Here is a 25815-nt window from a genome sequence, read left to right as displayed (position 1 = left end):
AAGAGCGCAGCCATGAAACAGTTTCCATCCCAAAAATACAGTACTGCCGGTGCCTATTGTTCGGCCTATTTTGACGAACATCAAAAAGCCGCAGCCACCGTCAAACCTGAACAGCTTGATAAAGCAGCAGCCGTCCTGTCCGACTGCATTCGGGACGGCGGCGTGATTTTTGTCTGCGGTAACGGTGGTTCTGCATCAATTTCAAACCATTTCTGTTGCGATGCACTGAAAACGCTCAGGTCCGACACCAGCCTCGCACCCCGGATCATGAGTTTGGCAAGCACAAGCCCGGTCATCACGGCCATTGGAAATGACATTGGTTTTGAGGAGATCTTCGCGTACCAACTGGACAGTATGCTGCGCCCCGCTGATATATTGGTGACGGTCAGTTCATCTGGTGATTCAGAGAACATTGTACGTGCCGTGAAGGTAGCTAAATCGAAGAAAAACCAAGTGATTTCGTTGACCGGCTTTGGCGGCGGGAGAAGCCGCAACCTCGCTGACGTCAACCTGCATATTGATTGCGACAATTATGGTATCATTGAAGATATCCACCAATCTCTCATGCATATACTCATGCAATACCTGAGGCATCAGGAAATGTCTTTGGCCCTTGTTGAAGAACGCACTTTCTGACCATGGAAACGCCTGGAAAGGCAAAAGAATGAGCAAACGAATTGCGATGATCCCAGCAAGGATGGGTAGTCAGCGCCTCAAGCATAAGAACCTGCAGCCCTTTAATGGCATGCCGCTTATCAGTTGGGCTGTGCGCCGTTGTCTGGAAGCCAACATCTTCGACGAAGTATGGATCAACTCCGAAGACGACGCCTTTGCGCCGGTTGCAAAAACCGAGGGTGCGCGGTTTCACAAACGGCCGCAGCAACTTGGCGACAATGACGCAACCAGCGAGCAATTCGTTGCCGAATTCCTGCACAATCACACGTGCGATCTATTGTTTCAGGTTCATTCCATCGCGCCGCTCCTGACCGCCGCAGAGATACGCCAATTCGTCGTGGCGATGACAGATGGCGGGCATGATGCGTTTATGAGCGTGGTAGAGGAAAACCTGGAATGTGTGCACGAAGGCAGGCCGGTTAACTTCAGTTTCAACGAAAAGACAAATTCGCAGGATCTGGTCCCTGTCCAACGGATCGTATGGGCGATCACAGGATGGCGGTATGCTTCCTTCCTCGCGGCCCATACGGCGGGACGATGCGCCACCTATGCTGGCCGCGTCGGCTATTTTCCCGTTAACCGCATGGCAGGGCATGTGATCAAGACACAGGAAGACCTGGATGTAGCGACCGCACTGTTTGGCATCAGCCACAATCAGCAGCACAGGCAGGAAAGGAGCGGATAACGGTGAAAAGAACAACGATTGTTGGCATTACCGATGAAAGCCTTATCCATCCACCGGAGATTTTCGCGGAGCTTTCCGCCAGACAGCGGTTGGCGGAGGCTTCGCTCCTGAAGCAGCAAAATCATTTTATCCAAAGCAACTGCCCGGCCTGCGCTGCCGCGAAACGGGAGTTCGCCTTTGCCAGATCAGGCTTCAGTTTCCAATCGTGCCAAGTCTGTCAAACACTTTACATGTCGCCCCGCCCCACCGCCAACATGCTGCATGAATATTATGAGCAATCCGATTATGGCCGGTTCATACAGTCCGCAGACCACGAAACAGCGCTTGCCCCCTTCAGAAAGGATCAAGCCAGAAAACAAGCCGACAAACTGATTCCGTTGTTGCAGAAAAGCGACCACCGTGAGAACGGCATTCTGCTGTTAGCCCCCAAACATACCATGCTGGCCGAGGTCCTCGCCGCAGATGCCATCACCCCGGTTCATTCCAAGCCTGCTCCTTGGCATGATGATGTCGACCCTCAAGGTGATAGAAAATATGCAATAGCTGCGGCGTTCGATATTTTTGAACGGCTCCCTGACCCAGGCACCGCGATTGCCAAGGTTTACCAGCAACTGAGCACAAATGGGCACCTCATACTCTCGGTACGCTCTGGCAGTGGGTATGACCTGTTGACACTTTGGCAGCACTCGGACCTCAAGCCCGCTGAGCATATGAACCTGTTCACGGTGGAAGGCATGTCGTTACTTATGGAGCGTGCGGGTTTTAGTGTTGGCGAACTGTCCACGCCAGGACACCTAGACCTCCAGATTGTGAAGCGCATCAGGGCTCAAAAACATCTGAAGCTTGACAGGTTCACGGAGTATTTTCTCAATAATCGCAATGATTTTGCCAGCGAACAGTTTCAGGGTTTTTTACAAAAAAGCCTCCTGAGTTCCCATATGCTGGCCGTGGGGGTTAAAAACTAGATGCCTACGTGCCACACAACCCCCGCCTCATCTGCGTTCTCTCGCAGCAGATTACCCCTTCGTGCCGCCATTATTGGCATGGGGAAGGTGGGCAAGACACGGGCACGTGTGCTGACCGCCAGGGATGATGTTGTATTTGTGGCCGCCGCAGATATTGACCCATCAAAGTGCGCTGACTTTCCTGATATCCGGGTTGAAACCGATCACCATGCGCTGGTCAGCGCGCCAGATATTGATGTTGTTTTTGTCGCCACCACAAACAAATTTGCCCCAGACATCGTTTGTGCCGCACTGGAGCATGGTAAACACGTATTTTGTGAAAAACCGCCGGGGCGGACCATTGCTGATATTGAGCGGATCATGGCTGCCGAGCGGGCAAATCCGCACCTGAAACTGCAATTTGGCTTCAATCACCGTTTTCATTACGCGGTCATGGAAGCGAGAAACATGGTCGACAGCGGGATTTACGGCAAAGTCCTTTGGGCGCGAGGTGTCTATGGCAAAATGGGAGGCGCCGATTTTGAACAAATATGGCGTAATGACCCGGAGGAAGCCGGCGGCGGCATTTTACTGGATCAGGGCATCCATATGCTTGACCTCTTCTGTTACTTCCTCGGCGGTGACTTCAACGATATCCAAAGTTTTGTCCAGACCATGCACTGGAAAATATCCCTCGAGGACAATGCCTTTGCGCTGTTGCGCACACCCACGCAGCAAGTTGCCATGCTTCATTCATCAGCGACACAGTGGCGGCACAAGTTCAGCCTGGAGCTTTGTCTGGAAGACGGCTACATCAATCTTGAGGGCATCCTCTCGTCAACTCGCTCCTACGGTGAGGAAATCCTTGTTCATGCCCGAAAAAACATGACGGCCAACACAGGGTTATGCCCGGCGCCGCAAGAGGAAAAAATCTTCTTCGACGACGATCACAGCTGGGAACTGGAAGTGGCAGCTTTCCTGGAGGCCGTCAAAACGGACACGCCGGTATCATCCGGCACGTCGGACGATGCCTTGCGGGCAATGCGCCTGGTATTTGGTATATATGCGGCTCGTCGTTGACATCTGATCAGGTTTGAACCGCAAGCAAGGACTGCTGACCTTATGAACATCCTGCTATTGACCAGCCGCCCGACATTTCCGGCATGCGGACCGGAGCAGGACACAGGTCAATTATGGTCGGCACTCAATACTGCGGCGTCTGTCAGGATTTTCGAGTTACTCCCGCATTCGGTGCCCGTTGGGCTTGCTATGTGTCACCCCTTCAGCCATTCAATTCTCGCACGCTATGGCGACGCCGGCGTCCTGCCTGAAGTCCTGTCCCTTAAAAAGCGGCTGGCAAGTGAGATTGAGGCAGAAAACCCATCCGTGATCTGTCTGCTGGACGCCAGCCTGCTGCCGTTGGCTATCAGCATACGCAAAACTTTCGCGCGAGCCAGCCTCTGCCTGCTCACCAAGGACGACGACGAAGCCACGGCTTCCAATAGCGCCCTTAGCGCCTACAGCGATTTGTTTGATCGTCACATCAGTTTTGCCGAAGGGCAAATTGGCGACGCTGCCGGTGTCATCCTTGACTTGGCCGGGGCGCATGGCTCACGGCCATTGCATGGCTTTGAGCAACTTGACAAACACGCCGTATTCAATCCGCTCAGCCGCTTTTTCCTCGCCCGATTGATCCATTGGGGCGCTATCAAGCCAAATGACCTTACAGCCACTTTGTGTACTTCTTCGGGGAGGGTTTGTGACAATATATCCTTTGATTGCCTTGCACGCGACGGCACGTGGACTCTCTTTCAGGTCATGGCAATTCTACCTGATGATACGCAGCCCGAAGATACTACGCTGACCATCCGCAAGCCGAAGCATGATGGGGTTACGTACTCAGCCCCTCCCCGAGCGGATTACGATATAGTCTCAGGCAATATCCTGACCACCACCCGTGGCGAGAACGAGGGCATTGACGTCCTGTGGTGGTTCCACAAGCCAAGCATATCACAGCAAAGTTCCACCCCCGACAGCCGAGTGTTGGAGATCAAGGGGCGCGATCTTCTCATCAACAAGAAGACCTTCGAAAAAAACGCTCCTGTTGCCCTTCATTCCCTGGGTTGCAACATCAGTTTTCCCGACAAGGACGTGCTGTTTGCGGGCAAAGGCGACGCAGGGGTAAAAAGTTTCAAAGACATCCACAAGGGAAAGGCCGCCTGGTTTATCGGCAATGGCCCAAGTGTTCGCCATAAGGATCTCGAGCAGCTTTCCAGCGCGTTGACCTTCGGCTTCAACCGGCTTCACCTTGCCTATGACAAGACAGATTTCAGACCAAGTTATGTCCTGTGCGGCGATGAGCAGATGATTATCGATTTCAGCGAAGATATTGCACAAAACGCCGTTGCCCCGGTATTTTTTGCAAGTGCCAACCGACCACAGGTCGACGCACCTTTCACTTGGCTCAGGCAACTGGCATGCTTCCCGTCGGTGTTTTCTCCTGACGCTTCAACCTATGTCACCGCGGGCGGGTCCAGTGTCTTTGCCGCGATGCAGCTTGCCTTTTACATGGGCGTCCGAAAATTCTATCTGTACGGAACCGACTTCCGTTTTGTCTATTCCCGCGATAGCGAATGTGACGACCGCAACAGAAGCGCCATGGGGGACGGTAATCATTTTATCAAAAACTACCGGGCGGGCTTACCGTGGAGCCCGCCGGAGCTCAGAAGCATTTCGGACTCTTTTCTTACTGCGGACATTTTCATGCGGTTGCAGGGAGGATTTATCCGCAACGCCACACATGGCGGCAATCTCGAGATTTTTGACCGCGTGGCCTTCAAAGACGCGCTGGAAGCCGAGAAGATACCGGAATGAAAAAAAACGCCCTTCTTCTGCTCCAGTCTTTGCCGGACAACGTGCTGAACCATAAACGCAGGCGCGTTATAAAGTTGTTGCGCCATTTTGCTTTCAGGGGCATCCCCGTTGATGCGAGTGTACGGGACAACGAGGTATCTTTCTCTGCAGGGGAATTGAGCCTTGGCGGTTCCATCCGGCTACTTCCCTGGACCAGCCGGCACCAGCATATGTCGGTCACCCGTATTTTTCCCAAAGAATACAGCATGGTGCTCACCGACACGGACCTTGACCCCGAAACAATACCGCCCGGCGACACCGGGAAATCGGGTCTGGTATTTTTCTCCGCGTCACCAACCGAGCAGCATGCTGGCCCCGAGCCAGAGTGCCTTCTGCCATATGCGTATCCAGCGGCGCGGGACACAGGAAAAGCGTTCATACCGGTTGAGAGCATTTCCGCCGGACAAGGCTTCAGGCCTGACGCCTGGTTCAAGGATCGGCCCGGCATGCTGATGTGCCTTGAACCCAATAGTGCCACCCTTGCCGTTACGGCACGTTTCATTGATACCATATGGCCGGTTATCTTTGAACTTTGCCCGCATCTGGTCCTGCGGTTGCCCGATGCTTTTTCAAGCCTCGGCCTCGCGCCCGCTGCCGGGGTTGAATGGATATCAATGCAATCGGAAGAGCAGATCAATGCGCAGGTTAACAGCGCCTGCATGGCGGTTATACCGCCGGAAAGCGGGATTGAAGCAATCGACAAACATGCCTTGTTTGCTCGGCACGGCCTGCCATGCCTCTGCGCGGAAAATCTGGCGGAGGACCTTATCCCCCCCCTTCGCTTCAGTGCTCCGGTAGACGCTGCGCTTTTAAGCTATCGCCTGATGACCGATGAGAATTACCGCACAAAAATCGCACAACATATGATCGATTTTGCACAGGCTAAATATTCCCGCGACGCAGTCTATCATCCGCTTGACCGTCTAGTGGGGTATGCCGGGCAATGACGCCGCAGCGCATAGATAAATAACCACACCCCATTTTTGCATGAGGTGCCCCGTATCCTGTGCCTGCTAACAGATAGGGAAAGTGGCGGAGAGGACGGGATTCGAACCCGCGAGGGGCGTTAGCCCCAACTCGCTTAGCAGGCGAGCGCCTTAAGCCACTCGGCCACCTCTCCGCCGCCGTGAATACCCAAGCGCCCCCCCCGAGTCAACGACACAATCTCACGGGGCTGAAAAAAAATTCGCCGCGCGGTGAAAATCCCCTAGATTCAGCTGTGAAACGGCATGGCGCGAGAAGCCCCATTGCCAAGCCGGGGGCGGATATGCACAACTATCGCCCGGAAGTGAAAAATAACGCAACAAACAGAAGACGACTTTAGAAAACCTGCTCAAGGGGGACAGAAACATGAAATACCTGAAACACGCCGCGGCCCTGCTGATGGCCACAGCCATGAGTGCACCCGTGCTCGCCGCTGATCTGGAAAACGAGGTCGCGGACGATTACCCCTACCTTGAAAAGCTGTTTGTAGACTTTCACGAACATCCGGAGCTTTCCTTCCGCGAGACACGCACGGCAGCCAAGATCGCCGATGAGCTGACAGCGCTGGGCTTTGATGTCACCACCGGCGTCGCCGAAACGGGCCTTGTCGCGATGATGAAAAACGGTGACGGCCCGCTGGTGATGGTCCGCGCCGATATGGACGGCCTGCCAGTGAAGGAAAACACCGGGCTTGCCTACCAGTCCAAAGCCACTCAGGTGGATATGCACGGCATCGAGAGGCCGGTGATGCACGCCTGCGGGCACGACGTACATATCACCAGCCTTATCGGCACCGCCCGCCGCCTCGTGAAGCACAAGGATGAATGGTCGGGCACCCTGATGCTGGTGGGCCAACCGGCGGAGGAGGTGATCTCCGGCGCGAAGGCGATGATCAAGGATGACATCTTCAAGCGCTTCGGCACGCCTGATTACGCGCTGGCGCTGCATGTCGCTTCCGGTGTCCCTGCGGGCAAGGTTGTCTACAAAAGCGGCATTATGTTCTCAAGCTCGGACAGCGTGCACATCACCGTGCACGGCGTGGGCACCCACGGCGCTTCCCCGCACATGGGCAAGGATCCGATCGTGATTGGCGCGCAGATCGTGAATGCGCTGCAGACCCTCGTCTCGCGCGAGATTTCCCCGCTTGACCCGGGCGTGGTTACCGTGGGCACCTTCCACGCAGGCACCAAAAACAACATCATCTCGGACGAAGCGAAACTAACGCTGACGGTGCGTTCGAACGACGAAGCCGTGCGCGAAAAACTGCTGCAGGGTATCAAGCGCATTGCCGAGAACACCGGTCGCGTGGCAGGCCTGCCAGAGGACATGCTGCCAACGGTCGAGCTTTCGCTCACCAGCGCGCCCACCACCGTGAATGATGACGAACTGACCGTCCGTCTTGATAAGGCACTGAAGGAGAAAATGGGCGAAGACCAGTTGCTGCCGTACGTACAGCGCGGCATGGGCGCGGAGGATTTCTCCGAATTCACCATGACGGACGAGGACGTGCCGGGCTTCTACTTCTATGTTGGCGGCACACCGCAGGAATGGATCGACGCAGCCAAGGAAGGCGGACCTGCGATTTCCGGCCACCACTCACCGCTGTTCAAGATCGCGCCCGAGCCTTCAATCAAGGCAGGTGTTGAAGCCATGACCATCGCGGTCATGGACCTGATGAAAAAATAACGGAGAGACCTCATGGTGCAGCCTTTTCATCTTGCCGTCCCCGTGGATGACCTCAAAGCCGCACGGGCCTTCTATGGCGAGTTGATGGGCTGCCCTGAAGGCCGCTCGTCAGACCGGTGGGTGGATTTCGATTTCTTCGGCCATCAGTTTGTCGTGCACCTTGGCACGCCCGTCGGCCAGCCGGACCACAACGATGTGGACGGCGAAGCCGTGCCCAGTTTCCACTACGGTGTGGTGCTCGAATGGGATGACTGGCACGCGCTCGCCACGCGGCTAGCGGCCGCCGAGGTCGAGTTCATCATCGAGCCCGGCATAAGGTTCGAGGGAGAGGTGGGCGAACAGGCCACCATGTTCTTTCTCGACCCCGCCGGCAACGCGCTTGAATTCAAAGCCTTCAAGGACCAAAGCCAGCTGTTCGCCAAGTAGGGCACCTCCTATCCAAACCAGGAAGCCGGGTAAATTGGAACGCTGGCAGGATGTTTCACCTGCCAGGGCTTTATGTGCACCCGAGTTTAGCAGCGCTCTAGACGAATAGAAAATCGAGATCTGCGATTTCAACGCTCAGGACTGTGACGCTATCGCCTGCGCCGTGTCCTCCGGCGAAGACCCTGGCCGCCGGATCGACGGAAACAGCCGCGACCGCTGGACAAGTTTCGTGATTTTTTTCGCCCCGCACCGCTCGGTTGACTTGATCCCCACGCCCTGCAGGCAAAGGTGAATTGATACCCTCAAGGTCCTGCCAACCCTTCGGGGCTGGTACAACTTCAACGCCGGATCAGCGCTCATCACTTCATAATACATATTGACAATTAAGTTGTCATAATGACATATTATTTGTCAATATAGGAGAAAGACGTGACCGACATTCATCAGGATCCGCGCTATTTGCTGACATGGAAACTGCGCCGTGCCTTCAAACTGCTGGGTGCGCTGAGCGATCAGTATTGCGAGCAGTTTGACATCAGCGCGGCCGAGCGCGCCATGCTGGAACGGCTGCGCGGTTGGGGCCCCGCCACCGTCCCTGATCTCGCGCGTCTTTTTATTGTGTCCCGGCAGAACATGCAGGTGCGCATGAACAGTCTTTTGGAAAAGGGCTTTATTGAGAAACGCCCAAACCCCGCCCACCGGCGCTCCCACCTGATTACGCTCAGCGACAAGGGCGGTGCGCTTTTTGAACAGATAAAACAAACCGAAGCCACGCTACTGGAGACCTTGTTTGGTGGCATCCCCGCAAGCGATATTGGCGCGGCGCATGGCCTGATGGACAAGCTGATCGCGAATGTTCTGGGCGAGTTGAGCGAGGAGACAAATAATGCCATCTGACAAACACCACAACCCCTACCGCATATTCCCGCCGCATCTGATGATTTTGGCAGCCATTGCGATGCATACTCTGGGGCGGATGGAGACGGGGCAGTCGTTCGCGCATTTTTACGGCCTGCCGCTATGCGCCTTTGCCGTGTGGCTGGCGTTCCGGGAGAAGAACCGCTTTATCGCTGCGGGCACGACATTCTTTCCGGGCGAGCCGTCGCACAAGCTGGTTACCGAAGGTGCTTACCGTTACACCCGCAACCCCATGTATGTCGCCATGGCGTTGCTGCTTCTTGGGTTGTGGCCGCTTACCGGCGGCTGGACGCCGGTGATCCCGGTCATCGTCTTCATTGGCCTTATCCAGCACTACTTCATCCGCCGCGAGGAGCGCATGCTGACCGAGACGTTCGGCGAGGACTATCTGGCATATAAGGCCCGTGTCAGGCGCTGGATCTGAGCCGGGCAACCTCAGGCCGCCACGCCAGCATGGCTTCCATCATGCGGCGGATGGGGGCCGCAACCTTGGCCGCAATATCGTCCTGGTAGGCGAAGGGATAACTCTCATCCATATAGGTAATTTGCGCCAGCTCCAGCTGGATGGCATGCACATCCTCAGCCGGGTTGCCGTACCGCCGGGTGATGTAACCGCCCTTGAAACGACCGTTGAGCACACTCGTAAAGCTCTCAGCCCCTTTCGCTGCGGTGTATACCTGCTGCGCCAGCCCCGCATCGCATGATGCGCCCTCATTGGTGCCAAGGTTGAAGTCTGGCAGACATCCTTCAAAAAAGCGCGGCACGTGGGACCGGATGGAATGCGCATCCCACAACAGCGCGTAACCATGTTCCGCCTTCACGCGCTCGATCTCTGCCGTCAGTGCTGTGTGATACGGGTGCCAGTATGTTTTGGTCCGCTCGCTGACATCCGCTACGCCCGGCGTTTCGCCTTGCCGGTAGATCGGCTCTTCCGCAAAGGTGGTGGTGGGGCAAAGCTCGGTCACATTCTGGCCGGGGTAAAGGCTTTTGCCCGACGGGTCGCGGTTCAGGTCAATCACATAGCGGGAATAGTTCGCGGACAGCACCGTCGCGCCCATATCACCCAGAAAGGCGTACAGGCGCGGCAAATGCCAGTCTGTATCCGCGATCCGATGCGCGGCGTCCGTCATGCGCGGGGCAAACGGGCCCAGTGCTTCACCGCTATGCGGCATGGAAACGATAAGGGGGCTGTGCCCCCTGCTCAATGTATAAACGGCACTCAAAATTGTATGCTCCCGAGGTGGGTCGAAGGCAGCAAGGTATCCACAAATCGGTTGAGGGTGCCTGCCGCCACCAAGCGACGCACGGCTTCTATATCCGGCGCAAAATACCTGTCTTGCTCATAAAAATCCACCAGTTCCCGAATGTGCGCATGCGCGCTCTCAAGCGTCTCGCTGGACCGAAGCGGCCGGTGGAAGTCAACCCCTTGCGCCGCCGCGAGAAGTTCGATGGCGATCACTGCGCCCGCGTTCTCCGCCATGTCATGCAGGCGGCGTCCGGCAAAGGTCGCCATCGATACATGGTCCTCCTGCCCTGCTGATGTCGGGATCGAATCGACACTGGCGGGGTGGGCGTAGGTCTTGTTTTCGCTTACGAGCGCCGCCGTCGTGACCTGCGCGATCATGAAACCCGAATTGAGGCCACCGTCCTTGACGAGGAATGCTGGCAGGCCAGACATCTTGGGGTCGACGAGCAGGCTGGTGCGGCGTTCGGAGATGGACGCGATCTCGCATACCGCGATTGCCAGCATGTCTGCGGCCATCGCCACAGGTTCGGCATGGAAGTTGCCGCCCGAGAGGATATCGCCTTCCTCGGGGAAAATGAGCGGATTGTCGGTTACCGCGTTTGCTTCGGTGAGCAGGGTTTCAGCCGCCTGCCGCATCACACCAAGCGCTGCCCCCATCACCTGTGGCTGACACCTTAAGCTATAAGGGTCCTGTACCTTTTCGCAATCATCATGGCTGTGGCGAATTTCCGATCCATCGAGCAGCGCGCGGTAGGTGGCGGCGGTGTCGATCTGCCCCTGCTGGCGGCGCACAGCATGGATGCGTGCATCAAAGGGCACATCGCTGCCTTTCATCGCGTCCACGCTCATCGCGCCCGCGACCATGGCGGAGGCGAAGACATTCTCGATCTCAAAAAGGCCCGCGAGCGTGAGTGCGGTTGAAACCTGCGTGCCGTTGAGAAGCGCGAGGCCTTCCTTGGCCTCCAGCGCCATGGGCGCAAGCCCCGCGAGCTTGAGACCGTCCTTCGCACTCATCACCTTGCCGTCCTTGCGCACGTCGCCGTAGCCCAGCAGCACCGCAGACATATGAGCAAGCGGCGCCAAATCACCCGACGCGCCCACAGACCCTTTCGCCGGGATCACTGGATAGACCTCGTGAGCAAGGAGTGCCAGAAGCGCGTCAATCAGCTTGGGCCGCACGCCCGAGTGCCCCTGCGCGAGCGACGTGGACTTGAGCGCAAGCACCAGCCGCACGACGCCATCCTTCAGTGGCTCGCCCGTGCCGGTGGCGTGCGAGAGCACAAGGTTTTCCTGCAGGCGTTCCACATCCGCCGATTTGATGCGCGTGTTTGCCATCAGGCCGAAGCCGGTGTTGATGCCGTATGCGGTTTCACCTCGGCTGATGAGGTCTGTCACCGTTTTGCGGGCTTCCTCGATCCGGCCCTGGTCAGACCGGTCAAGCGCCAGCTCAGTTGGTTTCTCATAGATATGCCTCAGGTCCTGAAGGCTGAACTCGCCCGCTTTGCGGACCATCTGATGTTTGCTCATAAACTGCCCTACTCTCTTACTTTGCCAAATTACTTTGTCAGCATTGGCAGGTTGAGGCCCTTGTCCCGTGCACAGTCCTGCGCGATCTCGTATCCTGCGTCAGCGTGGCGCATCACACCTGTTGCCGGGTCGTTCCACAGCACACGGCCCACACGCTTCGCGGCAGCCTCGGTGCCGTCACACAGGATCACAACGCCCGAGTGCTGGCTGTAGCCCATACCAACACCACCACCATGGTGCAGGCTGACCCATGTGGCGCCAGACGCGGTATTGAGAAGCGCGTTGAGTAAGGGCCAGTCAGACACGGCGTCAGAACCATCTTTCATCGCCTCGGTTTCCCGGTTCGGGCTCGCGACCGAGCCACTATCAAGGTGGTCACGGCCAATCACGACCGGCGCTTTTAGCTCCCCGTTTTTAACCATCTCGTTAAACGCGAGGCCAAGGCGGTGCCGGTCACCAAGCCCCACCCAGCAGATGCGCGCGGGCAGACCCTGGAACTGGATACGCTCGCGCGCCATATCAAGCCAGTTATGCAGGTGCGGGTTGTCGGGGATCAGCTCCTTCACCTTCTGGTCGGTCTTGTAGATATCTTCCGGGTCACCCGAAAGCGCCGCCCAGCGGAACGGACCGATACCGCGGCAAAAGAGCGGGCGGATATAGGCCGGTACAAAACCCGGGAAGTCGAAGGCGTCTTTCATGCCTTCGTCAAACGCGACCTGACGGATGTTGTTGCCATAGTCAACCGTCGGCACACCCATGCGGTGATAATCAAGCATCGCCTGCACATGCACCGCCATTGAAGGTTTGGAAGCGGCGGCCACGGCTTTGGGGTCAGTCTCGCGCTTCGTGAACCATTCTTCAACTGTCCAGCCGATCGGCAGGTAGCCGTTCACCGGGTCGTGAGCGGAGGTCTGGTCCGTCAGCGCGTCGGGGCGGATGCCTTTTTTGACCATTTCCGGCAGGATTGCAGCGGCATTACCGAGCACACCGACGGAGACCGACGTACCTTCCTTGTGCGCGCGCTCGATGATCGCCAAAGCGTCTTCAACCGTGTCCGCGCGGGTGTCGAGATAGCCAGTTTTCAGCCGGTATTCAATGCGGCTTTCCTGGCATTCAATCGCCATGCAGCTTGCGCCCGCCATGGTGGCCGCCAGTGGTTGAGCGCCGCCCATGCCGCCGAGGCCTGCGGTCAAAATCCATTTGCCTTTGAGGCTGCCACCAAAGTGCTGGCGGCCCATCTCGACAAAGGTTTCATAGGTGCCCTGCACGATGCCCTGGCTGCCGATATAGATCCACGAACCCGCGGTCATCTGGCCGTACATCATCAGGCCCTTTTTATCGAGCTCATTAAAATGATCCCAGTTCGCCCATGCCGGCACGAGGTTGGAGTTGGCGATCAGCACCCGCGGCGCATCGATGTGGGTGCGGAACACGCCGACCGGCTTGCCGGATTGCACCAGGAGGGTTTCATCTTCTTCCATCCCCCTCAAGGTGGAGACAATCGCCTCATAACAGTCCCAATTGCGCGCGGCCCGGCCGATGCCGCCATAAACCACCAGTTCCTCCGGGTTTTCCGCTACCATGGGGTCGAGGTTGTTCATCAGCATGCGCATGGGCGCTTCGGTTGCCCAGCTTTTGCATGTGAGATCTGCACCATGCGGCGCGTGGATATCCGGGCGATTTTTCATTTGCGTCTGTCCCTTCTTGACGGGTGTTCTAACTGTTATTAGTGGCACCAACGGGCGAAAAACGCGCCGTCAGCTCGTACCGGTCACCGGGGTAGAGAAGCCGTGCGTAACTCGCGACCCGTTCCCCGGTCCATGTGCGGCGGCCGATCTCAAGACACGGACTACCACGGTCAATTTCAAGGTGTTTGCCCTCAAAGGCAGAGGCACCCACCGCACGCACCACATGCTCGGCGCGCAGAAGCGGTGCGACCGCCAGCAGGTAATCCGTTGGTGTCTCAGCGGTAAAATCCTGTGCGATCAGCTCAGGCGCGACATCGGGGTTTACCCAGCGTTCCTCAAGCTCCATCGGCGTGCCATCCCCCTTGTGCAGCACCAACAGGTAATAGGCATGCGCCCGTTCCTGCCAGCCGAACTCGGCCGCGATATCTTCCGGCAGTGCCCGCGCTTCAAGCGCCAGCACATCGGCGGACCATACCTCACCGCGCGCGGCAAGCTCGTCCCGGATGCTAAGGATATCTGCCGCGTGCCCGCGCATACGGCGGTCAGCGACAAAGCTGCCCATGCCCGCACGGCGCAGAATGTGGCCTTCTTCCGTCAACTCCCTGAGCGCGCGGTTCACCGTCATGCGGGAAACGCCGAGCGCACGCACCAACTCATTCTCGCTCGGCAGCTTGTCGCCGGCGACATAAGAACCAGCCTCAATGCCGTCCATGATAAAGCGCTTGACCTGTTCGTAGCGTGGCAGCGGCGGGGTCATCACGCGTCCTCCATCTTCGCAGCGATACGACCGACGAGGTCGTTGTAACGCGCAAAAACATGTTCTTCCTTGGCGTGCCTGCCAGCTTTCACCACCCATTCCCCTGCGACCATCACGTCGCTGATGGGGTTTGGCTGGCCTACGAAGACAAAGGCATCCAACATCTGGCTGAGCGTGCTGGCGGCAAATGTAGGGCTGGTGCGGTCCAACACAATAAGGTCAGCGCGCCTGCCGACAGCAATCTCTCCAATCGGCTGCCCAAGCGCCTGCGCGCCACCCTTGGTCGCCTGTGACCACAGGAATTCGCCCGTGTGGCCACCGCCAGAAGCTGTGAGTACTGTGCGGGCATGGCGGGAGAGGCGCTGACCATATTCCAGGAGGCGCAGTTCCTCGCGCGGGTCGATACTGATATGGCTGTCGGACCCGATGCCGAAGCGACCTCCGACTGCGCTAAACCCTGCCGCCGGAAAGATGCCGTCCCCCAGGTTTGCCTCCGTGGCCGGGCACAACCCCACCACCGCACCGCGTTCAGCTACACCCCGCCATTCGTCCTCGGTAACATGGGTGGCGTGGATAAGGCACCAACGCTCATCCACAGGCTGGTTGTTCAGCAGCCATTCCACCGGGCGCTTACCGGTTGCCTTCACACAGGCTTCAACCTCGCGCATCTGCTCCGCGACATGAATATGGATCGGGGCCGTATCATCCAATTCGTTCATTGTCCCAATGGCGGCGTCGAACGCGTCCTCTGGCACCGCACGCAGGCTGTGGAAACAAAGACCCAGCCTGTGCGGCCCTTTCAGGCGTGGCGCGAGAATTTTCAAGAGGCGGTCGTACTCCCCGTCCGCATGCAGAAAGGGCGCTTGGCTCTTGTTTGCTGGCACGCTGCCAAAGTCCGAAGTCTGGTAGAGAACTGGCAGGTGCGTCAGCGCAATACCAGTTTGTTTCGCTGCTGTAATGATAGCATCCGACATCGCCAGGGCCTGATCAACATGGCTATTGTGCAGATAGTGGAACTCGCCCACCGCCGAGTATCCCGCCTTCAGCATCTCGATATAAAGCGCGCTGGCGATCACCTCCACCGCCTCAGGGGTCATGTGTGCGGCAAAATGATACATGGCATTCCGCCAACTCCAAAAGTCGGATTCGCCCGGCGTCCGGAATTCGGCAAGGCCTGCGAACGCGCGCTGGAAGGCGTGGCTGTGCAGGTTTGGCATCGCCGGCAGCACGGTGGCGTGTGTGGGGGCACCGCTCGGTGCCTTCACCCCGGTTTCCAGCTTGGTGATCAGTCCGCCCGCGCCAACATGCATGCAGATGTCCGACGCCCAGCCAGCCCCGATCAACCCATCCTTGAAATAATGTTTTTGCATGCTTGTCTCCAACTTGTATATACAAGTTTGTACAAGTGAGACTTTCTGTCAAGCGACAGATGTGATAAACCCGCGACCATGATGAGCCGGAAGGACGCTAAACCCATGTATGACCTGGTCATCCGCAATGTGAATATCGCCACGATGACGGAAGGCGGCGCGCCCTATGGTGCTGTCCTTAACGGGGTGATCGCGGCGGTAGGCGGGCGACTCGCATACGTTGGACCCACGGAAGAATTTACCGGCGGTGACACGCAGGAAGAAATCGATGCAGGCGGCCACTGGGCCCTGCCCGGCTTTACCGACTGCCACACTCATATTGTCTATGGCGGCAACCGCGCGCGCGAATTTGAAGAACGCCTGAACGGTGTAACTTACGAGGAAATCGCCAAGCGCGGCGGGGGCATCCTCTCCACCGTCACCGCCACACGGGACGCGAGCGAGGACGAACTTGCGGCGTCGGCCGCCAAGCGCCTCGCGCGGCTGAAAATGGAGGGCGTAACCACGGTTGAGATTAAATCCGGCTATGGCCTCACACTTGAGGATGAGATGAAAATGCTGCGCGCGGCAAAACGTGCGGGCGAAATGGCCGATATGGATATCCACACCACGTTCCTTGGCGCGCATGCCCTGCCGCCCGAGTATAAGGATGCGCCGGAAGGGTACATCGACCTTGTGTGCGATGAGATGATCCCCGCAGTGGCACGCGAAAAACTCGCCAACTGTGTGGACGCCTTCTGTGAAGGTATTGCTTTCTCGCCGGAACAAACCACACGGGTATTCGAGGCCGCAACGGCAAACGGCCTCAGGGTCAAACTGCACGCAGACCAGTTGTCCGACCTCTCTGGCGCCGCACTTTCCGCAAAATTCGGCGGCATGTCGGCCGACCACCTTGAACACACCAATGATGAAGGCGCGCGCGCCATGGCCCGTGCGGGCACGGTTGCCGTGTTGTTGCCCGGAGCGTTTTATGTCCTGAAGGACACCAAAAAGCCGCCCATTGACCTGCTCCGCAAACATGGGGTGACAATGGCACTGGCAACCGATGCCAACCCCGGTTCAAGCCCCGTGCTGTCGCTGCAACTGATGTTGCACATGGGCTGCACATTTTTTGGTCTTACGCCTGAGGAAGCGCTGCGTGGCATCACCATTGGGGCCGCCCGCGCGCTGAGGCTTGGTGACGACCGCGGCACTTTGGAAATTAGCAAGCGCGCAGACATCCTGCTGTTTGACATCACAGAGCCTGCCGAACTGGCCTATTATGTCGGCGGTGCGATGCCGGTGCGTATTTTTACCGCAAGCCGAGACTAACCGCTTGGCGGCAACAAGGGTGCACACTATAAGTGCCTCTATGGCTTACGATTCACTCAGAGATTTTATCGACCGGCTTGAGCAGGAGGGCCGCCTTGTCCGCGTGACGGAACAGGTGTCAACCGAGCTTGAAATGACCGAAATCCAGACCCGCGTGTTGCACGCTGGTGGCCCCGCGATCCTGTTCGAGAATGTGGTGAATGAGCGCGGCGAAAGCTCGGACATGCCGGTGCTGGTGAACCTGTTTGGCACGGTTGAGCGTGTCGCTTGGGGCATGAACCGGGAACATGATGAGCTGAGGAAGGTCGGTGAAATCCTTGCCTTCCTGCGTCAGCCGGAACCACCGCGCGGCATCAAGGATGCGCTTGACCTGCTGCCGCTGGCGAAACAGGTGCTGTCGATGCGGCCGAGGCGGGTGAAACACGGCCCAGTGCAAGAAGTGGTGCTCACGGGCGATGATATCGACCTCCACAAACTGCCGATCCAGACCTGTTGGCCGGGCGAACCCGCACCACTGATCACATGGCCGCTAGTGGTAACCAAAGGCCCAAGCGACAAGGCCGAGGATAATTATAACCTCGGCATCTACCGCATGCAGAAGCTGAACAAAAACCAGACCCTGATGCGCTGGCTCAAGCACCGGGGTGGCGCGCAGCAATATCAGCGCTGGAAAGACATCAAGCGGGAGCCCATCCCCGCGGCAGTTGTCATCGGTGCAGACCCCGGTACTATTCTCGCTGCCGTGACGCCCGTGCCTGACACCCTTTCGGAATATCAGTTCGCGGGCCTCTTGCGCGGCAAAAAGGTCCCGCTGGTTGACTGCAAAACCGTGCCGCTGCAAGTGCCGGCGACCGCAGAGATTGTGCTTGAAGGCCATGTGAGCCTTGACGATTACCGCGACGAAGGCCCCTACGGCGACCACACGGGCTATTATAACAGCGTCGAGAAATTCCCGGTCTTCACCATCAGCGCCATCACCATGCGCGAGAAGCCGATTTACCTTTCCACCTATACCGGACGCCCGCCGGACGAGCCCGCCATTTTGGGCGAGGCGCTCAACGAGGTATTTATCCCGCTTTTGCAACAACAGTTCCCTGAGATCACCGATTTCTGGCTGCCACCTGAAGGCTGTAGCTACCGGATCGCGGTGGTCAGCATGAAAAAAGCGTATGCGGGCCACGCCAAGCGCGTGATGCAAGGCGTGTGGTCTTTTCTCAGGCAGTTTGTCTACACCAAGTTCGTGATCGTGGTGGATGACGATATTAACGCGCGCGACTGGAAGGATGTCATGTGGGCAATATCAACCCGCATGGACCCGGTGCGCGATATCGTAACGGTGGAAAACACGCCGATCGATTACCTTGATTTCGCCAGCCCCAAATCAGGCCTCGGCGGCAAACTGGGCCTGGATGCCACCAACAAGGTTGGCAATGAGACAAGCCGCGAATGGGGCCGCGAAATTTTCATGGAAGACACTGTCGTTGCGAAAGTAGACACGCTGTGGGAAAGCCTTGGCATTCCCGGTGATGGCAAGCCCATCTGGAAATAGAATCAATCCTCCGGCAAGGGTAACAACGCTTTTTCGAGAAATTCCGTAACCTGCAGGCGCTTGTCCCAAATCATGGCCCCCATGAGAGTCGTGTGCTCTTCACAGGAATATCTTGACCAATGTCGGCCCAACACGCCTTTCAGCAAGCTGCCGGTTGGAGTGCTAACGTTGCGGTATTCAGACATCGTTTGACCAGAGTACGTATCAATTAATACCAACTTGCTGTCGATCGTATTCGGGGTATCGAGATACTCATCTGTCTTAATAAAACGATCCGCATTGAATTTCACTACAAGTTGATACCGGGGAACCCGGTTTAAATGTGCGGGAATGAGACAAATACCCTCGGCCTTTAGTGCTTCATATGAGGTTTCCAGATAGGAGTTCATCTTTGCGCCGTTAACCAATTTCTTGAGCTGACACGTCGCTAAATTTGGTTCTGGAATCGCCTTCCAGGCAGTATCCCGAAAACGAATTGGCCCATCGTTATTCCGCGGCTCCCAAAATACCGTTTTCACAGCTTGGGCCCGGAATATATCCACCGTGAACTCATACCAGGCGTCTACAAGCAGGGCATCCGCCACAACTGGCCGGTTGACAACCATCCCAGCATGAACGTCACAATATTTCTGGAAGTCATAATAGGTGAGATATTCCGTGAACAACGGCAAAACATCGAGGGACGCCAGCACGGGTATGACATAGGCACGCCAGAAGCGGCCTTCGCTAAACCCTGCCCCCCACCTCAGTAGAACCCAAAGCAGCAGACACCAGACCACCCCCAATACAAAAAGAAGCAATATTGTCATTAAACCCCTTCTACTCAGAAATGGAGGGAACGGCCGGTTAGTTCAAGTCAAAAGCCAATAATTATACGAAAATTGTTGCCTATTTCGTCTTGGTAACGAAAAAATAACCCAATGCTTTGTATTGTCGGTGAATGTTTGAGGATACTGCCGTCGATGTTGCCTAGAGATTTCCATGACAAGGGGGCTGTCATGACAACTGGTGTTACGAGTGGTTACAAATATCGAGCGTTCATAAGTTACAGCCATAGAGATGACGAGTGGTCTTCCTGGCTGTTGCGGGCGCTTGAGAACTACCGTATTCCGGATCACATCCGAAAAAAGCATCCGAGCGCGCCGCTTGAGAAGCGCCTTGGGCGTTTTTTTCGAGACCGTGACGAGTTGCCTGCAACGGGCCATATGACCGACCATATCTTTGAAGCGATTGCGGACTCGGAGTTCATGATCGTTATATGCTCCCCTGAAGCTGCGCAATCCAAGCTGGTCAACCGCGAAATTGCTGAATTCAAGCGCCTGCGCGGCGAAAGTAATATCCTGTGCCTCATTGTGGCTGGCGTGCCCTTTGCCGAAAACCCGGAGGAAGAGTGTTTCCCCGAAGCTCTGCGATTGAAGTTCACCACCAGCGGGCAAAGAAGCGGCTTAGCAGTCGAAGGCCTGGCAGCCGATGCGCGGGAAGACGGCGATGGCAAACGTCAGGCACTGTTCAAACTGGTTGCCGGCATGCTTGGCATTGGCCTCAACGATCTTGTGCGCCGGGAAAACCAGGGCAGGCACCGCCGCATAACCGCTTTTGCCGCAGCAGCATCCCTCGGCTTCGCGGCAATGGGAGCGCTCGCCTTTGAGGCGTCCCGCGCCCGGGACGATGCCGAACAGGCGCTCAAGCTCGCGAACCTCAAAAGCGCGGAAGCGCGCAAAACCATGGAAGAACTCGAAGGCCTTACTGTCTTCATCATGTCTGCTGTGTATGACGAATTGCTCACGGCTGGCTCTCTCTCTGTGCTGGAACGCACGTCATCCAAAATTGTCGACCAGCTCAACGGAATCGGCTTTGAAAACATGAGCATGAAACGACGGGCGGAATTGATTGCGTCCTACCTTCGACTTGGGCAGGTTCTGGAACGACAGGGAGAAAGCACCCGTGCCAGGCAGTATTTTGATACCGCCGCAGTCTGGGCAAAGGATCTTTTTGAGCAATACCCCAATGACGCCACCGCCATCGGCCGCTATCAGACTGCCCTGTTTTTTACCGGCTATCTAAGCCAGCGCCAGGGTGATTATCTGGCCGCAGAACGCGATTTCACCGAGCGCCTTCGGTTGACCCGCATCGGGTTGGAAACCAAACCATCCTCTGTCGATGTACACCGGGTGCTCGGCAAGGATAATTGGGAAGAAGAGGTCGCCGATTCAGAGGCGAATCTTTGTTATCTTCAATATATCCCGCTCGGCAAACCGGAAGAAGCCCTTAAAAACTGCAAGAGCAGTGTCGCACTGAGACGGCTGGTGGTCGAAAACCTGCCCGATGTCAAAGAACACTGGGTCAACCTTGGCAGTAGCTATTTCCACCTGGCCAATACATATCTCGCCCTAGGCCGGAATGTTGAGGCAAAAGAGGCCTTCCTGAACCGCTTCACCATCTACGCCAACATTCTCGAGAGAGAGCCGCAAAATTATCGCATCATACGCCGCGCAGCCATGACCAAGCAGCGGCTGGCCCAGATAGAAGACCTGCAAGGCAACACAGAAAAAGCCATCGAGATGCTGGAAGAATCAAAGCGCCAGTTCGATATATTGACGGCGCAAGACCCTGCCAATGTCATGTGGCTTGCGGACTCCGCAGATGTTTACCGCAACTATGCCGCCGTGCTCATGAAAACGCCCGACCTCACCCGAGCGGGTCACATTCTGGCTATCGCTGATGACCAGATCATGCGTGCGATCTCAAGCGACATGAGCCGCGCAAACCGGCGCCTGAGCGCCCACCGCACAAGACTGTTGAAAGCACAGCTTGCCGACAAGCATGGCGATGCCGATGTCGCGAGCGCTTTGTTACGGGAGGCGGCCGCCCATTTTGAAGGAGAGGATACCAGCTACCTCAGCGTTCCCGGCGCCTTGGAACACGCGAGCGAGCTTTATCTCTTCAAGGGCAACATGCTGATGCGCGCTGGCGATGAAGCCGGGGCCCGGACGGCTTGGCAGCATGTGGTGAATTTATATGAAACTGCCACGGCAACCAAAACGCCAGTATTCCGCCAAAGTGTTGCCAGAGCTTATACCATGCTCGGCGAGACAGGCCAGGCAGAGGCCGTTATTGCCCGCAAGAATGTCGCACGCTAATCACACCGCTTTTTGCATTGCGCAGCGACGACTCACCGGCAGACCCGCCGCCGCCTCATTGCGCAATATCTCCGCCAGATGCGCTGGCAGCGCATCTGCGTCTAACTCTCTGTACCCCTGTCGCCTGTAAAAGGGTGCGTTAAAAGTTACATCCCTGAAAGTGGTCATGGTCACCGACACCAGCCCCAATGAGCGGGCATGCCCTTCGGCCTGACGCAGGAGCTGCGTCCCGATACCCCGCCCCTGCATGCCGGCCACAACCGCAATTTCCCAGATGTGCAGTATCTCTTCCTGTTGCCCTGCATTGAGAAACCCCAAAACCTTATCGTCAGCGCCAACGGCCACCCACACGGTGCCCGCTTCGATAGCGCACCTATGCGCGGCCTCACTCATCACGGCATCATCCGCAATCCATTCCAGCCCCGGCACTTGCCCGAACGCTTCACCGGCAGACCGCTCAACCTCAGGCAGATGAGCGGCATGGTGTGCTTGAGCAGGAAGAATGGTGATTGTCATGGAATAACTATATCCTGATAGTTGAGTGCTGTAAGTTGAAAGCCGCAGCAACATGAGATGCAGCACCCATAACGTCAAGCGGGCACGCCGCCACCTCCCGAGAATGTCATTGTCGCCAGACCATGCCTTTATGGTAGGTTGCAGGCCATATCTGCAAATCGGGGGATGTGCCATGAGCCACCAGATCATCAAACCATCACAGGAAGTACTGGACATCTACGACAAATATGCCCACGGCCTGATGTCGCGTCGCGCTTTCTTCGAGAAACTTGGCGCCTACGCCGTCGGCGGGCTCACTGTTGCCGCTCTGGCCGAAAGTGTGCTGCCCAATTATGCCCTCGCAGAACAGGTAAAACCCGGAGACGAGCGTATCACGGCCATGGATGTGCCGTATCGCTCTCCCATGGGGGCAGGCGACATGATGGGCTATCTCGTCACGCCCACTGCCACATCGTCCACCAACAAGAAGCCGGGCGTGGTGGTCATCCATGAAAACCGGGGGCTTAATCCTTATATCCGTGACGTTGCGCGCCGGGTGGCGGTAGCAGGCTATATCGCCTTTGCCCCGGACGCTCTTTATCCGTTGGGGGGCTATCCCGGCAATGACGACGACGGGCGCACCATGCAGCGTGAACGCGACCGCGATGACATGGTCGAGGACTTTGCCGCCGCGGTCAGCTTCCTGCAGGAGCATGAGGCCTGCACCGGCAACGTGGGCTGCGTGGGCTTTTGCTTTGGCGGGAGCGTCTCAAACCGCCTAGCCGCCAAAATCCCGACACTGAAAGCAGCTGTGCCGTTCTACGGTGGCGGCGTGGCGGCGGAAGACGTACCCGGCATCGAGGCCCCGCTCCTGATCCATCTTGGCGGACTGGATGAACGGGTGAACGCAGGGTGGCCCGCATATGAAGCCGCACTCAAAGCCAATGGCAAAGACTATGAAATGCATATGTATGACGGCGCAAACCACGGCTTTCACAATGACACAACGCCGCGGTATGACGCCGAGGCAGCAGAACTTGCGTGGTCGCGCACCTTGGCTTTTTTTGAGAAGCACCTGAAGTAGACGCCGCAGACGCCAGACCAAGAAGACATTGAACAGACGCGCCATCTGTGGCTTATTGGCGCGCGTATGTATGTTCACTTTCTTGCCCTCAGGATACTTCATGACTGACAGCACGCTCGACCTTCTTTCCGACCTCGTTTCAAAAGCGGTAAAAGGCGGAGCCGACGCAGCCGACGCAGTTGCCGTTGATGCCCGGTCTCGCGGGGTATCCTGGCGTGAAGGCAAGCTTGAAGACGTTGAGGGTTCAGAGGGCGAGGATATCGGTCTGCGGGTGATTATCGGTCACAAGCAAGCAAGCGTTTCCACGAGCGATCGCCGCGAGGCAAACCTCAAGGCGCTTATTGAACGCACCATCGCCATGGCGAAAGCTGTGCCTGATGACGATTATTGCGGTCTCGCGCCGGAGGACCGGCTGCACCGGGGGCCCCTTGCGGACCTTGACTTGTATGACGACACCGAAGTAAGTGCGGAAGAATTGACCGACCTGGCCCGCGAAGCCGAAGATGCAACCCGCTCGGTGGACGGCGTCACCAACTCCGCAGGCGCGGGCGCAAGCGCATCATCCTGGGCCATAACGCTGGCCACGAGCCATGGTTTCTCGGGCCATTACCAGGGCAGTAGCTTCTCGGTCTCTTCCTCCGCCATTGCTGGCGAGGGCACGGGAATGGAGCGCGATTATGAGTTTACCTCCGCGCGCCATTTCAACGATATCATGAGTGCAAGCTGGGTTGGCCGCGAAGCTGGCGAGCGCGCGGTACGCCGCCTTGGCCCTGTGCGCATGCCATCCGGCAAGTTGCCGGTGGTGTTTTCACCGCGCGTCGCCAATTCAATGCTTGGTCATCTTTCCGGTGCCATCAACGGCGCAAGTGTGGCCCGTGGCTCAAGCTTCCTGAAGGGCAAGATGGGCGAGGCAATCTTTGCGCCCGACGTTACAGTCAGCGATGATCCGCTCAGGAAACGCGGCCTGCAGTCCAAGCTGTTTGACGGTGAGGGCGTGCGGGTGAGCAAGCAGAACCTTGTGGAGGATGGCGTGCTGAAAAGCTGGCTATTGAATACGGCCGCCGCCAAACAACTGGGCCTTGAGGTCACCGGGCATGCCAGCCGTGGCACCTCCTCTCCGCCCGGCATTTCCACCAGCAACTTTTACATGAACCCGGGTGAACTGAGCCCCGATGACCTGATGATGGATATCAAAGACGGCCTCTATGTAACCGAACTTATCGGCATGGGCGTCAACGGTGTCACCGGTGACTACAGCCGGGGCGCGGCGGGCTTCCGCATCAAGGATGGCCAGCTTGATGGTCCGGTTAGCGAAATCACGATTGCCGGAAACCTTAAGGAAATGTTCAGGCATCTTGTGCCAGCATCGGACTTGGAGTTCCGGTACGGCACCAACGCGCCGACAATCCGGATTGATGGCATGATGATCGCCGGGGCCTGAAGAACCGGCATCACACTTGAACTGGATGTATGAGGCAAGGGTGAGCAGTAGCGCCGAGGCATTTGACGAGACAACCTGCCCCTGGAATTTGGCAGACGATGCTCGTCTTGTGCGCCGCGTAACAGAAGAAGCGGGCCGTATCGCGCTTTCCTATTTTGCCCGTGACATACACCAATGGGACAAATCACCCAACAACCCTGTGTCCGAGGCCGACCTCGCGGTTGACGAGTTCCTGCGTACAACCTTGATGCAAAATCGCACAGGGTACGGTTGGCTGTCGGAAGAAACAGAAGACCATGCCGACCGGCTGCGCTGTGGTCGGTTGTGGATTGTTGACCCGATCGACGGCACGCGGGCGTTCCTATCGGGTGGTGACGACTGGGGCATATCAGTCGCGCTGGTGCAGGACCGCAAACCGATCATCGCCGCTTTTTATGCCCCGGTGAAAAATGCCTTCTATTTTGCCGAAGCTGGACGCGGCGCCACCAAAAACGGCCTTAATATACGCGTATCGACACAGGACGACCTGACAAGCGCCCGCATGATGGGCGACCCGTCCGCCTTCAAATCCAAAAAACTGTGGCCCACACCGTGGCCCGATACGATGCTTACCGAGCAGGCGAATTCCATCGCGCTGCGCATTTGCCAGATTGCCGACGGACAGTTTGATTGCTGCGTGACCCTGCGCCCTAAAAACGATTGGGATGTTGCGGCTGCGGACCTGATTATCGCGGAAGCCGGCGGCCACTTGTCCACCGGCACAGGCCGGGCCCTGATGTTCAACCGCAAAAAGCCGCTACACGATCATATCGTGGCAAGCTGCCCTCCCCTGCTACCCGCTATCATGGAACGGGTGGAACCCGCGCTGGCTGAATGGTGCCACGTCGCCGCCTGACAAAAGCTCAAGGCATGCACGTCCGTTTTACACCATTTACGACGGCGCTGGTTTGTGGAATATGGGTTTACTTAATCCTTT

General features: G+C 57.2%; 23 protein-coding genes and 1 tRNA gene. 16 read left to right on the top strand and 8 right to left on the bottom strand.

The window, feature by feature from the left end; genetic code table 11:
- The first annotated feature begins 12 nt into the window (after positions 1-12).
- Genes OEU85_RS04950 through OEU85_RS04925 form a run of 6 tightly spaced genes read left to right on the top strand, consistent with a single transcriptional unit; the run spans position 13 to position 6164 of the window.
- The gene (locus tag OEU85_RS04950) at positions 13-636 is read left to right on the top strand and encodes an SIS domain-containing protein (protein WP_262690343.1); all 624 of its coding nucleotides are present in this window, start codon (positions 13-15) and stop codon (positions 634-636) included.
- 28 nt (positions 637-664) lie between these two features.
- Positions 665-1360: an acylneuraminate cytidylyltransferase family protein gene (locus OEU85_RS04945; protein WP_262690342.1), complete on the top strand. Its 696-nt coding sequence runs from the start codon at positions 665-667 to the stop codon at positions 1358-1360.
- Positions 1361-1362: 2 nt separating this feature from the next.
- Positions 1363-2325, top strand: a complete 963-nt coding sequence (locus OEU85_RS04940; protein WP_262690340.1) for a class I SAM-dependent methyltransferase — start codon at positions 1363-1365, stop codon at positions 2323-2325.
- Positions 2326-3384 carry a Gfo/Idh/MocA family protein gene (locus OEU85_RS04935; protein ID WP_262690339.1) on the top strand — a complete coding sequence of 353 codons (1059 nt, stop codon included), beginning with the start codon at positions 2326-2328 and terminating at the stop codon, positions 3382-3384. It abuts the gene before it with no gap.
- A gap of 42 nt (positions 3385-3426) precedes the next feature.
- A complete protein-coding gene (locus OEU85_RS04930) occupies positions 3427-5178 on the top strand; it encodes a motility associated factor glycosyltransferase family protein (protein WP_262690338.1) in 1752 nt (583 codons plus the stop codon).
- Positions 5175-6164: a hypothetical protein gene (locus tag OEU85_RS04925; protein WP_262690337.1), complete on the top strand. Its 990-nt coding sequence runs from the start codon at positions 5175-5177 to the stop codon at positions 6162-6164. The genes OEU85_RS04930 and OEU85_RS04925 overlap by 4 nt, the downstream gene beginning before the upstream one ends.
- An 83-nt stretch (positions 6165-6247) precedes the next feature.
- Here the strand turns inward: OEU85_RS04925 and OEU85_RS04920 are convergent.
- A tRNA-Ser gene (locus tag OEU85_RS04920) sits at positions 6248-6337 on the bottom strand.
- A gap of 230 nt (positions 6338-6567) precedes the next feature.
- Between OEU85_RS04920 and OEU85_RS04915 the strand changes: the two genes are divergently transcribed.
- The 4 genes from OEU85_RS04915 to OEU85_RS04900 all read left to right on the top strand — a co-directional run bounded on the left by OEU85_RS04915 (position 6568) and on the right by OEU85_RS04900 (position 9655).
- Positions 6568-7887 (top strand): amidohydrolase, encoded by a 1320-nt coding sequence (locus OEU85_RS04915; protein ID WP_262690336.1) that lies wholly within the window; start codon positions 6568-6570, stop codon positions 7885-7887.
- Positions 7888-7899: 12 nt separating this feature from the next.
- Entirely contained in the window at positions 7900-8313 is a 414-nt protein-coding gene (locus tag OEU85_RS04910; protein WP_262690335.1) for a VOC family protein, read from the top strand.
- Between the two features lie 429 nt (positions 8314-8742).
- Positions 8743-9210, top strand: coding sequence for a MarR family winged helix-turn-helix transcriptional regulator (locus tag OEU85_RS04905; protein WP_262690334.1), 468 nt, complete (start codon positions 8743-8745; stop codon positions 9208-9210).
- Positions 9200-9655 (top strand): methyltransferase family protein, encoded by a 456-nt coding sequence (locus OEU85_RS04900; protein WP_262690333.1) that lies wholly within the window; start codon positions 9200-9202, stop codon positions 9653-9655. The genes OEU85_RS04905 and OEU85_RS04900 overlap by 11 nt, the downstream gene beginning before the upstream one ends.
- Here OEU85_RS04900 and hutG read toward each other — a convergent pair.
- From hutG to OEU85_RS04875, 5 genes are read right to left on the bottom strand one after another with little or no spacing between them, the layout of a single operon-like run.
- Entirely contained in the window at positions 9639-10457 is an 819-nt protein-coding gene (gene hutG, locus OEU85_RS04895; protein ID WP_394805384.1) for an N-formylglutamate deformylase, read from the bottom strand. The genes OEU85_RS04900 and hutG overlap by 17 nt on opposite strands.
- The gene (gene hutH / locus OEU85_RS04890; RefSeq protein ID WP_262690331.1) at positions 10451-12004 is read right to left on the bottom strand and encodes a histidine ammonia-lyase; all 1554 of its coding nucleotides are present in this window, start codon (positions 12002-12004) and stop codon (positions 10451-10453) included. The genes hutG and hutH overlap by 7 nt, the downstream gene beginning before the upstream one ends.
- A gap of 29 nt (positions 12005-12033) precedes the next feature.
- Positions 12034-13692, bottom strand: coding sequence for a urocanate hydratase (gene hutU, locus OEU85_RS04885; protein WP_262690330.1), 1659 nt, complete (start codon positions 13690-13692; stop codon positions 12034-12036).
- Positions 13693-13720: 28 nt separating this feature from the next.
- Entirely contained in the window at positions 13721-14449 is a 729-nt protein-coding gene (hutC, locus tag OEU85_RS04880; RefSeq protein WP_262690329.1) for a histidine utilization repressor, read from the bottom strand.
- A complete protein-coding gene (locus OEU85_RS04875) occupies positions 14449-15819 on the bottom strand; it encodes a formimidoylglutamate deiminase (protein WP_262690328.1) in 1371 nt (456 codons plus the stop codon). The genes hutC and OEU85_RS04875 overlap by 1 nt, the downstream gene beginning before the upstream one ends.
- A 78-nt stretch (positions 15820-15897) precedes the next feature.
- Here OEU85_RS04875 and hutI point away from each other — a divergent pair, with 78 nt between their 5' ends.
- Together hutI and OEU85_RS04865 are read left to right on the top strand one after the other, a co-directional pair.
- Positions 15898-17130, top strand: a complete 1233-nt coding sequence (hutI, locus tag OEU85_RS04870; RefSeq protein ID WP_262690327.1) for an imidazolonepropionase — start codon at positions 15898-15900, stop codon at positions 17128-17130.
- Positions 17131-17170: 40 nt separating this feature from the next.
- A complete protein-coding gene (locus OEU85_RS04865; protein WP_262690326.1) occupies positions 17171-18679 on the top strand; it encodes a UbiD family decarboxylase in 1509 nt (502 codons plus the stop codon).
- Positions 18680-18681: 2 nt separating this feature from the next.
- Here the strand turns inward: OEU85_RS04865 and OEU85_RS04860 are convergent, their stop codons facing one another.
- On the bottom strand, positions 18682-19488 hold the full coding sequence (locus tag OEU85_RS04860) for a hypothetical protein (RefSeq protein ID WP_262690325.1): 807 nt from the start codon (positions 19486-19488) through the stop codon (positions 18682-18684).
- A gap of 189 nt (positions 19489-19677) precedes the next feature.
- Between OEU85_RS04860 and OEU85_RS04855 the strand changes: the two genes are divergently transcribed.
- Positions 19678-21819, top strand: a complete 2142-nt coding sequence (locus tag OEU85_RS04855) for a toll/interleukin-1 receptor domain-containing protein (RefSeq protein WP_262690324.1) — start codon at positions 19678-19680, stop codon at positions 21817-21819.
- Here OEU85_RS04855 and OEU85_RS04850 read toward each other — a convergent pair whose 3' ends face one another.
- Positions 21820-22335, bottom strand: a complete 516-nt coding sequence (locus tag OEU85_RS04850) for a GNAT family N-acetyltransferase (RefSeq protein ID WP_262690323.1) — start codon at positions 22333-22335, stop codon at positions 21820-21822.
- Positions 22336-22507: 172 nt separating this feature from the next.
- Between OEU85_RS04850 and OEU85_RS04845 the strand changes: the two genes are divergently transcribed.
- From OEU85_RS04845 to OEU85_RS04835, 3 genes are all read left to right on the top strand, one after another.
- Positions 22508-23398 carry a dienelactone hydrolase family protein gene (locus OEU85_RS04845; RefSeq protein WP_262690322.1) on the top strand — a complete coding sequence of 297 codons (891 nt, stop codon included), beginning with the start codon at positions 22508-22510 and terminating at the stop codon, positions 23396-23398.
- 100 nt (positions 23399-23498) lie between these two features.
- Positions 23499-24839 carry a TldD/PmbA family protein gene (locus OEU85_RS04840; protein ID WP_262690321.1) on the top strand — a complete coding sequence of 447 codons (1341 nt, stop codon included), beginning with the start codon at positions 23499-23501 and terminating at the stop codon, positions 24837-24839.
- 40 nt (positions 24840-24879) lie between these two features.
- On the top strand, positions 24880-25734 hold the full coding sequence (locus OEU85_RS04835; RefSeq protein ID WP_262690320.1) for a 3'(2'),5'-bisphosphate nucleotidase CysQ: 855 nt from the start codon (positions 24880-24882) through the stop codon (positions 25732-25734).
- Positions 25735-25815: the final 81 nt, after the last annotated feature.

The organism is Kordiimonas aestuarii (genome assembly GCF_025574465.1).
Classification (GTDB): domain Bacteria; phylum Pseudomonadota; class Alphaproteobacteria; order Sphingomonadales; family Kordiimonadaceae; genus Kordiimonas; species Kordiimonas aestuarii.
The sequence above is the reverse complement of the archived record's forward strand: the minus strand, read 5'-3'. Positions and strand labels throughout refer to the sequence as shown.